The following is a 13,502-nucleotide window of genomic DNA, read 5'->3' as shown; positions in this document are numbered from 1 at the left end:
GTGCGGCCTCTCATCGAGGCCTGGCGATCATCTAGCACACATGTGACGGTGCGGCACACCTCCGGATGAGGTTCTCGTGAACACCTACCGGCCAGCCGATGTCGCGCAACAGCGCGGCGGTGGCCGTGCCGACCCCGAGCGACAGCGCACGGTCGAGATCCTCCGCGGTGTCGACGTCCAGTCGCAGACCGGGCCAGTGCCCGCCCAGTTCCACCGCACCGGATTCCCGGTGGCGGCGCGCGGAATCCGCCCCGAAGCGGGGCAGCAGGGCGGCGACATCGGCCATCGCCGCCGGGGCGAGCGAATCCGCCGCGTGGGTGTGACCGGCCGCGCGGACCAGCAGGGCGGCGGTGCCCCGGCCGGTGTGGTCGACGATCACGGAGCGGCCGGTGACGGGGGCCGCGGCGAGCATCGCCCGCAGCTCGTCGGCGTGCACGGCCGGTAGATCGGCTTGCAGCGCAAGCAGATCGACAGCGCCGTGGCGCTCGCGCACGGCGGCGGCGGCCGATGCCAGCGCGGTGTTCAGGCCGTCGCTGTCCGGGCGGGACCGGGCGGTATCGGCGGACGCCGCCGTGGACGGATCCGGATGCACCGCGGCACCGAGTTCGCGCACGACGGTCGCGACGCGCTGATCGGGTGTCACCACCGTGACCGAGCCCAGCCCGGCGGCCAGGGTCGCGGCGACCGTATCCGACAGCATGGCCAGCACCAGCCGCGAGCGTTCGCCGGCCGGCAATCGGTCGGCGAGTCGGCTCTTGGCGCGGTCGAGGTGCTTGACCGCGATCACGGCGTGGACGGCATCCGGACGCATGCGTTCATGGTCGCACGTTCCGGGTGCCCGCAGCCCGGGAGCGGTGACCGATCGAACACGCGAACCCCCGAGTACCGGGTACTCGCGTCGCGGCGAGTGGCATATTGAAACGATGACGAGGGCGGCAGTGATGGGTGCGGGATCGTGGGGTACCGCATTCGCGAAAGTGCTCAACGACGCGGGTACCGAGGTCACGGTGTGGGCGCGACGGCCCGAGATCGCGAAGGCCGTGGCGACCGAACACCGCAATCCCGCCTATCTACCCGATGTGTGGCTCGACGGGATCGCGGCGACCGACGACTACCGGGTAGCCCTCGACGACGCCGACATCGTCGTACTGGCGGTCCCGTCGCAGTCGTTGCGTCCCAATCTCGCGCACTGGCGCGCGGCCATCCGCTCCGATGCGACGCTGCTGAGCCTGGCCAAGGGCATCGAGACCGGAACACTGATGCGAATGAGCGAGGTCATCGCTGAGGTGACCGGCGCGGATTCCGGGCGCATCGCGGTGTTGTCGGGTCCGAACCTGGCGCGCGAGATCGCCGCCGAACAGCCGGCCGCCTCGGTGGTGGCCTGCTCCGATGCCGCGCGTGCGGAGGCCGTGCAGCATTCCTGCGCCACCGGCTATTTCCGGCCCTACACCAATACCGATGTGATCGGCTGCGAGATCGGTGGCGCGTGCAAGAACGTGATCGCGCTGGCGTGCGGGATCGCCGCGGGGATGGGCCTGGGCGACAACTCCGTCGCCAGTCTGATCACCCGCGGGCTCGCCGAAATCATCCGGCTCGGGGTGGCGCTGGGTGCGAATCCGGTCACGCTGGCCGGTCTGGCCGGGGTGGGCGATCTGGTGGCAACCTGCACCTCGCCGCTGTCGCGCAACCGGTCCTTCGGTCATGTGCTGGGCGCCGGCGGTTCGATGCGCGCCGCGCAGGACGCGACGCACGGGCAGGTCGCGGAGGGTGTGAAGTCGTGTACCTCGATCCGGGCGCTGGCCGAGACCCACCATGTGGAGATGCCGCTGACCACCGCGGTGCATCGGGTCTGTCACGAGGGGCTCTCGGTGTCCGATGCGGTCGGGCAATTACTCGGTCGGCGGATCAAACCGGAATGAATGATTTCGGTCCGGCCGGGGTACGGTTCGGACTATGACAAACCGGATCAGGGTTGCGGTGGTGTTCGGTGGCCGCAGCAACGAACACGCGGTGTCGTGCGTTTCGGCCGGCATGGTGCTGACGAACCTGGATCCCGAACGCTACGAGGCGGTGCCCATCGGCATCACCCGCGAGGGCGCCTGGGTGCTCAGCAGCGCCGATGCGCGCGCACTCGCCATCCGCGAGCGCGCGCTGCCCACGGTCGACTCGGCCGGCACCGTGCTGACCCTGGCCGCCGATCCGAGCCGCTCGGGCGCCCTGGTCGCGCTCGACGGCGCCGAAGCGGTCCTGGGCGTGGTCGACGTGGTGTTCCCGGTACTGCACGGTCCGTGGGGTGAGGACGGCACCCTGCAGGGGCTGCTGGAGTTGGCGGGTGTGCCGTACGTCGGCCCCGGCGTGCTGGCCAGCGCCACCGGCATGGACAAGGAGTTCACCAAGAAACTGCTTGCCGCGGAAGGACTTCCGGTCGGCACGCAGGTGGTGCTGCGCCCCGGCACCGATTCGGTGAGCGAGGCCGACCGCGACCGGCTCGGCCTGCCCGTCTTCGTCAAACCCGCGCGCGGGGGGTCCTCGATCGGCATCACCAAGGTCGAGGACTGGATCGATCTCGATTCGGCGATCGCCGCGGCCCGCCTGCACGATCCGAAGGTGATCGTGGAAGCCGCCATCGTCGGCCGCGAAGTCGAGTGCGGCGTACTGGAATTCCCGGACGGCCGGGTGGAGGCCAGCGTGATCGCCGAGATCCGCATGCCCGACGACGCCATCTCCGAGCGCGAAACCGCCTCCGGCGCACCGCAGTTCTACGATTTCGACACCAAGTATCTCGACGACGTGTGCGAGTTCGATATCCCGGCCAAGCTGAACGACGATATCTCGCAACAGATCCGGGAACTCTCGGTGCGGGCGTTCCGGGCGCTGGACTGCCAGGGGCTGGCGCGGGTCGACTTCTTCGTCACCGAATCCGGACCGGTGATCAACGAGATCAACACCCTGCCCGGATTCACCTCCATCTCCATGTATCCGCGCATGTGGGATGCCACCGGTATCGACAATCGCACCCTGATCACCACCCTGATCGAGACGGCGCTGACCCGGGGCACCGGACTGCGCTGAGCGGCGGTGCGGCGCGCGTAATCTGGGTGGGATGATTCTCGCGATGACTCTGCCCGGATTGGCGCTGCTGATCATCGCGGTCGCGTTCGCCGAGGTGGCCTACCGGAAGATGACCGGGCGTGCCGCGTTGCCGTGGATGCGCGAGTCCGCGGGGCCGAGTGCGGCGGGGATGGGGTTCGAGCAGTTCGACGCCCTGTTCGACGCGGGTAAACGGCACGAATTCGAGGAGCGGCAGACGGTTCTCATGCACCGCGAGAACCCGGGCGACGGAACTCCCGGCGCCGCGGACATCGACCTGAGCTCCGGACGGGCGCGGCTACCGCGATCCTGACCGGCTCAGTTCGGCACGGGTCCCGGGTCGAGCGGCTTCGCCGGCAAGGACTTGCCGATCGTGTTCGACATCTCCTGCAGGGGAGACGGTCCCGCCTTGGTGGGCATCGTCACAGCGATGTAGGTGCCGCGATCCACCGCGTACCAGGTGCCGGAGGTCACGCCGCTGGTCTGATCGCGCACCTCGAACCAGTTCACGCCGTTGACCACCTGTAGCGCGGAGGCCTTGGTGAATTCCAGCGGCCGGTCCAGGCCGCAGCGCAGCACGATCGGATCGCCACCGCCCGGCAGCTGCCAGGCCGCGGTCGCGGGCGGAGCCGGTTGGGCCAGTTCGGATTTGGTGTAGTCGTCGCCGAGTGACTCCGGCAGCGCGGCCAGCAGGGTGGTGCAATCCTGGCTCGGCGCGGCGGGCGCCGGTACCGAGCCCAGCGCCAGCGGCTCGCGCCCGGCCGACTGTCGCGACATGGCCGCGATGACGAGGACGACGACGATCAGCGCGACCGGAAGTGCGACAGCGGTAGCGATCAGCGCCGGATGCAGCTGGGGGCCGGCATCGTCGGCGGATGCCTGCTCGGCGGCGGGTGCGCCGTCGGAATCGCCGCGCTCGGTGGGCTCGGAATCGCTGCGCTCGGTGGGCTCGGAGTCCGCCGGCTGCGACCCGGACGACTCGGCCGCTGCATCCGCGTCCGCGCGGTCGGAGCTGTCGGTCTCATCGGCCCCGGGGCTTGCGGGCGTCTCGGCCACGGTCGGCGCGGAGTTCTCGGGCCGGTCGGTAGCGGATTCCGGGGCGGCCGCGGCGGGGAGGCCGGGCTCGGACTCCGGTCGGTCGGGCTGCGGGGTGCCCGCTGTCGGCCGGTCCGTCTCGCTACTCATCCGGGATTCGTCTCCACTCGTGCCGAGCGGGCGTCGCGCCCGGCTGATTGTCTGGAAATGCGTGTTCGAGGGTATCGAACGGCCGTCGGCGCGCTCCCGCGGCGTCCGGGCGCCGCGCCCCGAGGAGTCCACAGCGGGCCGGTGCCGCCGCACAGGCACAGGGTAGCGTCGGAGTGTGATGTCCCCGGTGACCTGACCGGGTGTGGAGAAGGAGAGCGACATCACCGAGAGCGGCCCGCGCACCGTGCGCGACCTGGGCGAATTCGCATTGATCGAACGGATGAACGCCGGGCGGTCGTTCGGTGGCGGCGTCGAGCTGGGGCCCGGGGACGATGCGGCGGTGGTCGCGGCGCCGGCCGGGCGCTATGTGGTCAGCACCGACATGCTCGTGCAGGATCGGCATTTCCGGCTGGACTGGTCGCGTCCGGAGGAGATCGGGGCCAAGGCGATCGCGCAGAACGCCGCCGACGTGGTCGCGATGGGTGCCACGCCCAGCGCGTTCGTGGTGTCGCTGGGGTGCCCCGCCGAGACGCCGGTGACATTTGTCGACGGATTGGCCGACGGCATGTGGGCCGAGGCCCGGCGGGCCGGGGCCCCGATCGCCGGGGGCGATGTGGTGCGCAGCCCGCAGCTGGTGATCTCGGTGACCGCATTCGGTGACCCCCGCGGCCGGGCCGTGCTGCGCTCCGGGGCACGCGACGGCGATATCGTCGCGGTCGCCGGGCGGCTCGGCTGGTCGGCGGCCGGGCTGGCGGCACTGTCGGCCGGTGCGGACAGCGGTTCCGATGCCGAGCTGTTCGCCGATGTGGTTGCCGCCCATCGTGTTCCGCGACCGCCCTATTCCGCCGTGCTGGAGCTGCCGGATGGCACGGAGATCACCGCGATGACCGACGTCTCCGACGGACTGCTCGCCGATCTGTCGCATATCGCCGAATCCTCCGGCGCGGCGGTCGATGTCGACGCGGCGGCGGTGGCGGATCCGGCGCTGTCTCCGGTCGCCGCCGCGCTGCACGCCGACGCGCTCGGCTGGGTGCTCACCGGCGGTGAGGATCACGCGTTCGCCGCCACCTTCGCGGCCGGCGCAGTGGTCCCGCCGGGCTGGCGGGCGATCGGCCGGGTGTGCACCGGCTCGGGCGTTTTCGTCGACGGAGCGCCGTGGTCGGGGCCGCTGGGCTGGGAGTCGTTCGGAGGGGGCGAATGACGATGCGGCCCGACGATGCGACGGCGGGTGGGTGGCGTGCGGACGCCGAGCCGCGGCGACTATCTTTTCCCGACATGGGCGCGAAACCACTGCCGCAGATCATCGATACGGGCTGGGCCGAGGCATTGGAACCGGTGGCCGACCGGATCTCCGAGATGGGGGAGTTCCTGCGGGCGGAGAACGCCGCCGGCCGTGGCTACTTTCCCAAGGGCGAGAACGTCTTACGCGCCTTCACCCGCCCCTTCGACAAGGTGCGCGTGCTGATCGTCGGACAGGATCCGTACCCCACTCCCGGGCATGCGATGGGATTGAGTTTCTCGGTGGCGCCGGATGTTTCGCCGGTGCCGCGCAGCCTGGCGAACATCTTCTCCGAATATTCGCGCGATCTCGGCCATCCGACCCCGTCGTGCGGCGACCTGTCGCCGTGGTCGGATCAGGGTGTGCTGCTGCTGAACCGAGTGCTGACGGTCTCGCCCGGCCAGCCCGCGTCGCATCGCGGCAAGGGCTGGGAAGCGGTGACCGAGCAGGCGATTCGCGCGCTCGTTGCGCGTGAGCAGCCGCTGGTCGCGATCCTGTGGGGCCGCGACGCCTCGACGTTGAAGCCGATGCTCGGCGACGTCCCGACCATCGAATCCGCCCATCCCTCACCGTTGTCCGCCTCGCGCGGTTTCTTCGGATCGAGGCCTTTCTCCCGCACCAACGAATTGCTCGGTACATTGGGGGCCGCCCCGGTCGATTGGCGCTTGCCCTGACCGCGGCGTAACAGTTCGAGCGAAACAGGAGCAGATGCATGCAGATCACATCCGTGCGCGGTGCCGTAGTCGCCGTCGCCGCCGGTGCGGCGGTCCTCGGCGCACCCGCGATAGCGCAGGCCGCCGGCCTGCCGCTGGAGCCGGCCACCCCGCAGGAAGAGGTCACCACTCAGCACGCGGGACCGGTGCTGGCCCTGTGGGATCCGCAGACGGGTTCGTCGTCGCTGTCGTCCAACGTCAATGCGCGCGGTCTGTGCATCTTCCAGAGCATCAGCGCGCAGGGCGGACTCGACTGCTTCAACGGCGCCCAGTAATCGGGCGGCGGGCGATCATCCGGATCTCGCTCGCCAGGGAGAACGGTTCGATTCGGCGGGCCTCGTCGGCGGCGAATCCGAACTTTCGATAGAAATTCCGGGCGCGTGGATTCTCCTCGAACACCCATAACGCGGTGTCGGTGTCGGGGAGGAGAATCGCACGCAGCAATTCCTGTGCGATTCCGGTGCCGTATCGGTCGGCCCGGACATAGAGCGCATACAGTTCCCGATCGGCGACGCGCGGTTCGTCGCGAGGCGGGCCGGCGTGCGCGAATCCGAGAACGCGGTCGCCGGGGGCGCGGGTGTCGTCGATGGCCAGCACGATGGTGTGGGCCGTTCGATCGGCCGCCGTGCTCTCGCCGATCGAGTCGATGAGCGCGGCCCACCGAGCGGCGCGACGGTCGACGTCGAAGGCGGCGAGCATATGCTCGGGCACCAGTCCGCGGTACGCCTCACGCCACGATTCGATATGGCAGATCGCCAGATCACGGGCGTATTCGGGGGTCGCCGCCGCGATCCGCGGGCGATGCGGGCTCACCATCGCGTCTCGCCGGGTGACCACATGACAACGCCCCGGTCACCCTGTGGGTGCGCCGGGGCGTCGAAGATGTCTACGCAGCTCAGCCGCGAACAACCTTTCCGGCCTTCAGGCAGGAGGTGCAGACGTTCATGCGGCGGGTGTTGCCGGGGGCAACCTGGGCACGAACGGTCTGGATGTTCGGGTTCCAGCGACGGTTGGTGCGCCGGTGCGAGTGCGAAACCGACTTACCGAAGCCGGGGCCCTTGGCGCAGACGTCGCAGACGGCAGCCATAGTCGCGAGCTCCTTCATGTCATGGGGGACCGCTGTCGGTGAGACAGCCTGTCCGGAAACTTTATCCTCAATGCCTACCGGCGCTACCGCCGGTGAACGCAACCGGCAGGGGCCGCGTGAGGCAACCCTGCAAGAGTAGCGGTCGGCCGTATTCGATGTCCAATCGCCCCGGGGCTCGCCCCAGGCACCCGTCCGCGGCCGCTTCGTCACCGCCGCCGGATCCGCGTCCCTACCCGGCTTCGCGTGTCGAGGGTGTCGGTGCGGCCGACTACCCTGGCTGGCGGGTTCGACGGTGTGATCGCGGTGGCGGGAAGGACGGTGACGTGCGCGGGGTCCGGGAGAGGCTCGATGCGGCCGCACTGCGGCAGTGGGGTGCGCTGTGTGTGGAACGCCTGCTCGCGCACCGCGAGGAGATCAACGCGCTGAACGTCTTCCCGGTGGCCGATTCCGACACCGGAACCAATCTGCTGATCACCATGCGCGCAGCACTGGCCGCGACGCAAGCGCAGGGCGACGCGGACCCGTCCGACGCCGCCGATCCGCTCGGCGCCATGGCGCGGGCCGCGACCGCCGCGGCGTGCGGCAATTCGGGGATCATCCTGTCGCAGGTGCTGCGGGGGCTGGCCGAGTCGGCCGATCACGACGACCTCACCGCGGCCACGCTGCGCATCGCGTTGCGCCGGGCGGCGGTACTGGTCCGGGAATCGCTGAGCGAGCCGGTCGAGGGCACCATGCTCACCGTGCTGGAAGCGGCCGCGGACCACGCGGAGGACTGTGTGGAACAGACGGTCGCCGCGGTGGCCGTCGCCGCCGCCGACGGCGCGGTGAAGGCGCTGGGGGAGACACCGTCACAACTGGTCGTGCTGCGCGCGGCCGGTGTGGTCGATGCCGGGGCGCGCGGGCTGCTGGTCCTGCTGGATGCCCTGGTAGAGGTGTGCACCGGGAGCGCACCCGCGCGTCCGGTCTACCGGGTGACTGCCTCGGACGCCGCGCGGACGGCGACCGGACGAGTACGTCACGGTGCCGACGAGGATTCGCCGGACGTGCATGCGAACGACACCGCGGTGCATGCGGATTCGTCTTCGGAGCTGCCGGAGAAGGCACCGTTGGAAGTGATCGCGGGCGACGGCCCCGTGACGACTCGCGCTGTACCGCCGGGGAACTCCGATTACGCACACATCGTCAGTGCGCCGACCAGGTCTGCAGATGCTGCGTTGCCGGTGATTTCGCCGCGACAGGCATCCGGCACGGAGGCCGTGCGGCGCGCCGGGAAGGAACCCGGCCGGCGTCATCGGGCGAGCGCGCCCCAGTACGAGGTCATGTACCGGATCGTCGAGTCCGATCCGGCGCGCATCGACCGCCTGCGCGATGCCCTTGCCGCGCTGGGGGATTCGGTGGTCGTGGTGGGCGACGGCGAGGGCAGCTGGTCGGCGCACGTGCATTGTGCCGATGCCGGTGCGGCGGTGGAGGCGGGCCTGGCCGCCGGCGTCCTGGGCAATATCCGGATCGAGGGTTTGTCCGGCGCTTCCGTTGCCGCGCAGGGACAGTCCGATCGAGGCATTCTCGCGATCGCCACCGGCGCGGGGGCGGTGCGGTTGTTCGAGGACTCCGGTGCGGTCGTGCTCACCGGCGCGGTGACCGCCGATCGACTGCTCGCCGCCATTCGCGCGATGCCGCAGCGGGAGGTGCTGGTGCTGCCCAACGGGGCGTTGCCGGCGCCGGAGTTGGTGGCGATCGGTATGGCCGCCCGGGACGGCTGGCGCGAGGTGATGATGCTGCCCAGCGGCTCCATGGTGCAGGGGCTGGCGGCGCTGGCCCTGCACGACAGCGGCAGCCTGGCCGTCGACGACGCGCTGACGATGTCGCAGTCGGCCGCCAGTACCCGGTGGGGTGCGGTCCGCGTCGCCGCCGAACGCGCGCTGACCATCGTCGGCACGTGCGAGCAGGGCGACGGACTCGGCCTCGTGGGCCACGACGTGGTCGTCATCGATCCGGACCTGCGCCGAGCCGCGCGGACCCTGCTCGATCGCATGCTCGGCTTGGGCGGGGAACTGGTGACGCTCCTGCTGGGCGCGCAGGCGCCCGCCGGGTTGGCGGACGAGCTCACCGCACACATCACCACGGAATTTCCCGGCGTGGAGGTCGTCACCTACGACGGCGGTCAGGCCGTGGACCTGGTCCAGATCGGGGTGGAGTAGATGGCGACACTGAGCGACCGGCTCGATCACGTGCTGGGGGTGAAGGCGGCCGAACCGCTGGCCGACGCCTTCGATATGCATATCGTCGAGGATCTGCTGCGGCACTATCCGCTGCGTTACGCCACCCAGGGCCAGCCGCTCACCGAGGAGGCCCCCGAGGAGGGCGCCCACATCACGGTGGTGGGCCGGGTGAGCAAGACCGAACTGCGGCCGATGCGCCAGCGTCGCGGCAAACTGCTCAAGGTGGAACTCGACACCGGCTCGGCGAAACCGGTGGAGATCACCTTCTTCAACGGCGACAAGGTGAATTACCTTGTCAAACAGGGTGTTCGGGCGATGATGTCGGGCACCGTGCACTGGTGGCGGCCGGACCGCTGGAATCTGTCGCATCCGTCGTATCTGATCCTGCCCGAAACCGCCGAATCGGTGGACAGTCTCACCTCCGTGCGCGGCGGCGGCGCCCTCCGCGGCCTGGCGGAGAGCGCGAAAGGCGCCGGAGGAGTGGACATCTCGTTCTTCGAACGGGAATACATCCCGGTGTATCCGGCAACCGCGAAGGTGCAGAGCTGGGACATTCTGGCGTGTGTGCGCCAGGTGCTCGACCAGCTCGACCCGATCGACGATCCGCTGCCGCCGGACCTTCGCGAAGACCACGAACTGCTTCCGGTCTCGGATGCGTTGCGGCTGATCCACCTGCCCGAACGCAAATCCGATATCGACCAGGCCCGGCAGCGGCTGCGCTTCGACGAGGCGCTGGCGTTGCAGCTGGTGCTGGCCCAGCGCCGACACGACGCCGCCGGGCGCACCGCGCGGCCGTGCCCGCCGCGCTCCGACGGTATCGCCGTCGAATTCGAACAGCGCCTGCCGTTCGAGCTGACCGCCGGCCAGAACAAGGTGATCGCCGAGATCTCCGGAGACCTGTCGCGCCCGCATCCGATGCACCGGCTGCTGCAGGGTGAGGTCGGTTCCGGTAAGACCATCGTCGCCCTGCACGCGATGCTGCAGGTGGTCGACGCCGGACTGCAGTGTGCGCTGCTGGCGCCGACGGAAGTCCTTGCCGCCCAGCATTACCGGTCGCTGCGGTCCATGCTCGGCGATCTCGGTGCGGCGGGTGAACTGGGCGCCGCCGACCATGCCACCAAGGTGGTGCTGCTGACCGGTTCGATGTCGGCGAGTGCGAAGAAGGCGGCACTGCTGGACGTGGTGACCGGCACGGCCGGCATCGTGATCGGCACGCATGCGCTGATCCAGGACGCGGTCGAATTCTTCGATCTGGGCATGGTGATCGTCGACGAACAGCACCGCTTCGGTGTGGAGCAGCGAGACGCGTTGCGCGCCAAGGCGAAAGACGGCATCACCCCGCATCTGCTGGTGATGACCGCGACGCCGATTCCGCGCACCATCGCGATGACCACCCTCGGCGATCTGGAAACCTCCACCCTGACCGAACTGCCGCGCGGCCGCTCACCCATCACCACCCGGGTCGTGCCCGCCCGGATGAAACCGGCATGGGTCGAGCGCGCCTGGGAGCGGATCCGCGAGGAGGTCGCGGCGGGCCGGCAGGCGTATGTGGTCTGCTCCCGCATCGGCGACGAGGAGGACGACGGCGCAACGAAGAAGGGCGCCAAGTCGAAAGGCAAGACCCGGAAAAAGGCCGACGACGACGCGGGCGAGGAACCGACCACCCACGCCGCGATCGACGTCTTCGAGACGCTGCGCACCGGGGCGCTGGCCGACCTGCGTCTGGGCTTGTTGCACGGCCGGCTGCCCACCGACGACAAAGACCGCGTCATGCGCTCGTTCAACGACGGCGATATCGACGTGCTGATCTGCACCACGGTGGTCGAGGTCGGAGTCGACGTGCCCAACGCGACCGTCATGGTCATCGTGGACGCCGACCGGTTCGGCGTCAGCCAGCTGCATCAGCTGCGCGGCCGCGTGGGCCGCGGCAAGCATCCCGGTCTGTGCCTGCTCATCACCGAAACCTCGCCGATGGGTACGGCCATGGCGCGGCTCGAGGCGGTGGCCGGCACGCTGGACGGTTTCGAACTGTCGGTGCTCGATCTGCGGCAGCGCCGGGAGGGGGACGTGCTCGGTTCGGCGCAGTCGGGTACCGCGCGCAGCCTGAAACTGCTCTCCTTGCTCGACGATCTCGACGTCATCACCACCGCCCAGGTGCTGGCGCGGGAGGTCGTCGACGCCGATCCGGGACTGACCGACCATCCGGGATTGAGGAACATGATGCATGCCGCCGTCGACTCCGAGCGGCTGGAATATCTGGCGAAGTCCTGATCAGCGGACCGCGGGCGGATACGGCAGATCGACAGTGGAATTCTCCGTGACCGCCAGCGGGCGGCCGATCTGCGGGAACGCGCGCTGCGGGCAGGCGGGCCGCTCGCACACCTTGCAGCCGGCGCCGATCGGCACCGCGGCGGCCGGCTCGTCCAGTTGCAGGCCTTGGGAATACACCAGCCGATCGGCGTATTCGATATCGCATCCCAGCCCGACCGCGAATTCCTTGGTGGCGGTGCCGAATCCGTGCGGACTGGGATAGGTCGTGCGCGCGATCCACAGATAGCGGCGGCCGTCCGGCATGGCCGCGACCTGCGTGAGGATCCGGCCGGGATGGGAGAACGCCTCGTGCACCACCCACAGCGGGCAACTGCCGCCCACCCGGGAGAAGTGAAACGCGGTGGCGGACTGGCGTTTCGAGATATTGCCCGCGCGGTCGGTGCGGACGAAGAAGAACGGCACCCCGCGCTGTCCCTGCCGTTGCAGCGTGCTCAGCCGGTGGCAGACCGTCTCGAAGCCGACCTCGAAACGCAGGGAGAGCAGGTCGATGTCGTAGGACAGTTCCTCGGCCGACCGCAGGAACTTCCCGTACGGCAGCACCACCGCGCCCGCGAAATAGTTGGCCAGGCCGACCCGGGCCAGGGCCCGCGATTCACCGACGAGCGACGGGGTGGCGTCGAGGACCTCGTCGAGCAGATCGCCGTGCAGCAGGAAGGCGAGCGTGGTGGCGATCTGGAATGCCCGCTGACCGGGGCGCAGCCGGCGCGCGAGGATGAGGGTGCGGGTCTCGGGGTCGTAACGCCGTTTCGGAACAGCGGGGTCGGCGCCGTCGCCGCGGACCAGAACGGTGACCCCGGCTCGCTCCTCGGCCACGCGGGCCAGTTGGCGATCGATCGATCCGATGGTCAGGCCGCATTCGTCGAACAGCTGTTCGGCGGCCAGATCCAGCTGGGGGATGTGGTTGTGGTGGTCGTAGAAGAAGTCGCGCACATCCTCGTAGGGCATCGGGACGCCGGGTGCCCCGGCGGGTGCGGCGACCTTCGACGACAACAGATCGAGCTGATCGGTCGTGGCGCGCAGACGGCGATGCATCGCGACGATGGTCTTGGCGACCTCCGGTAGCCGGGTGGCGAGGTCTTCGACCTCCGCGGCCGGCGGGGCGGTACCGCCGGCCGCCTCCACCAGCACCTCGTGCAGGTCCGACACCAGGCGCGCGTCGGAGTCGGCGGCGAAGAACTGCACATCCAGATCGAAGGTCGAATTGAGTTTCAGGAGAACGGGAATCGTCAGGGGTCGCTGGTCACGTTCGAGCTGATTGAGATAGCTGGGCGAAAGCTCCAACGACTTGGCCAGGGCGGCCTGGGTCATCCGTCGTTCTTCGCGCAACCGCCGTAACCGGGCACCCGCATACATCTTGCGCACGCCGCAGATGCTACCTTCACATCTTCGCAATCATTGCAATTTCGCGACTCGGCGCGTACAAAAATCTGCTGTTGCAAGGAGTTTTGATCAACTTCGGTAATGCGTAGCGTGCGAAGTATGCGGCCGGATCCGGTGTGTGCACGATAGCGGACGTGCTGCTCGGAGGTGGTGAACTACCGGGTGGAAAAGGTTGCCGGAAAGGCTGCTGGTGCCCGCCGCAGACAGCTTTCCGGCAG

At 69.4% G+C, this 13,502-nt stretch carries 13 protein-coding genes; 8 read left to right on the top strand and 5 right to left on the bottom strand.

Features of this window, described 5'->3' with window-relative positions:
* Positions 1-31 precede the first annotated feature (31 nt).
* Positions 32-811, bottom strand: coding sequence for a 2-phospho-L-lactate guanylyltransferase (gene cofC, locus ON23_RS19310; RefSeq protein WP_039779885.1), 780 nt, complete (start codon positions 809-811; stop codon positions 32-34).
* 112 nt (positions 812-923) lie between these two features.
* On the opposite strand from cofC, the gene ON23_RS19305 reads away from it, so the two are divergent.
* Genes ON23_RS19305 through ON23_RS19295 form a run of 3 tightly spaced genes read left to right on the top strand, consistent with a single transcriptional unit; the run spans position 924 to position 3,403 of the window.
* Entirely contained in the window at positions 924-1,919 is a 996-nt protein-coding gene (locus tag ON23_RS19305; protein WP_039779884.1) for an NAD(P)H-dependent glycerol-3-phosphate dehydrogenase, read from the top strand.
* 34 nt (positions 1,920-1,953) lie between these two features.
* Positions 1,954-3,072 (top strand): D-alanine--D-alanine ligase family protein, encoded by a 1,119-nt coding sequence (locus ON23_RS19300; protein WP_039779883.1) that lies wholly within the window; start codon positions 1,954-1,956, stop codon positions 3,070-3,072.
* A gap of 31 nt (positions 3,073-3,103) precedes the next feature.
* Positions 3,104-3,403: a DUF6191 domain-containing protein gene (locus tag ON23_RS19295; protein WP_039779882.1), complete on the top strand. Its 300-nt coding sequence runs from the start codon at positions 3,104-3,106 to the stop codon at positions 3,401-3,403.
* Positions 3,404-3,408: 5 nt separating this feature from the next.
* On the opposite strand, the gene ON23_RS19290 is transcribed toward ON23_RS19295, so the two are convergent.
* Positions 3,409-4,275, bottom strand: a complete 867-nt coding sequence (locus ON23_RS19290) for a DUF3515 family protein (protein WP_083904085.1) — start codon at positions 4,273-4,275, stop codon at positions 3,409-3,411.
* Positions 4,276-4,519: 244 nt separating this feature from the next.
* Here ON23_RS19290 and ON23_RS19285 point away from each other — a divergent pair, with 244 nt between their 5' ends.
* From ON23_RS19285 to ON23_RS19275, 3 genes are all read left to right on the top strand, one after another.
* Positions 4,520-5,476, top strand: coding sequence for a thiamine-phosphate kinase (locus ON23_RS19285; protein ID WP_039779898.1), 957 nt, complete (start codon positions 4,520-4,522; stop codon positions 5,474-5,476).
* Between the two features lie 74 nt (positions 5,477-5,550).
* A complete protein-coding gene (locus ON23_RS19280; RefSeq protein ID WP_039779897.1) occupies positions 5,551-6,228 on the top strand; it encodes a uracil-DNA glycosylase in 678 nt (225 codons plus the stop codon).
* A 38-nt stretch (positions 6,229-6,266) separates the two neighbouring features.
* Positions 6,267-6,542: a hypothetical protein gene (locus ON23_RS19275; RefSeq protein WP_039779881.1), complete on the top strand. Its 276-nt coding sequence runs from the start codon at positions 6,267-6,269 to the stop codon at positions 6,540-6,542.
* Here ON23_RS19275 and ON23_RS19270 read toward each other — a convergent pair.
* The gene (locus ON23_RS19270; protein ID WP_094024290.1) at positions 6,526-7,104 is read right to left on the bottom strand and encodes a GNAT family N-acetyltransferase; all 579 of its coding nucleotides are present in this window, start codon (positions 7,102-7,104) and stop codon (positions 6,526-6,528) included. The genes ON23_RS19275 and ON23_RS19270 overlap by 17 nt on opposite strands.
* Before the next feature lie 58 nt (positions 7,105-7,162).
* Positions 7,163-7,354 carry a 50S ribosomal protein L28 gene (rpmB, locus tag ON23_RS36960; RefSeq protein ID WP_011210730.1) on the bottom strand — a complete coding sequence of 64 codons (192 nt, stop codon included), beginning with the start codon at positions 7,352-7,354 and terminating at the stop codon, positions 7,163-7,165.
* Positions 7,355-7,677: 323 nt separating this feature from the next.
* Between rpmB and ON23_RS19265 the strand changes: the two genes are divergently transcribed.
* Together ON23_RS19265 and recG are read left to right on the top strand one after the other, a co-directional pair.
* Positions 7,678-9,552 carry a DAK2 domain-containing protein gene (locus ON23_RS19265; RefSeq protein WP_039779879.1) on the top strand — a complete coding sequence of 625 codons (1,875 nt, stop codon included), beginning with the start codon at positions 7,678-7,680 and terminating at the stop codon, positions 9,550-9,552.
* Positions 9,553-11,844 carry an ATP-dependent DNA helicase RecG gene (recG, locus tag ON23_RS19260; protein ID WP_039779878.1) on the top strand — a complete coding sequence of 764 codons (2,292 nt, stop codon included), beginning with the start codon at positions 9,553-9,555 and terminating at the stop codon, positions 11,842-11,844.
* On the opposite strand, the gene ON23_RS19255 is transcribed toward recG, so the two are convergent.
* Entirely contained in the window at positions 11,845-13,266 is a 1,422-nt protein-coding gene (locus tag ON23_RS19255) for a short-chain fatty acyl-CoA regulator family protein (RefSeq protein WP_039779877.1), read from the bottom strand.
* Positions 13,267-13,502: the final 236 nt, after the last annotated feature.

Source organism: Nocardia cerradoensis NBRC 101014 (assembly GCF_000308535.1).
GTDB lineage: Bacteria > Actinomycetota > Actinomycetes > Mycobacteriales > Mycobacteriaceae > Nocardia > Nocardia cerradoensis.
The sequence above is the reverse complement of the archived record's forward strand: the minus strand, read 5'-3'. Positions and strand labels throughout refer to the sequence as shown.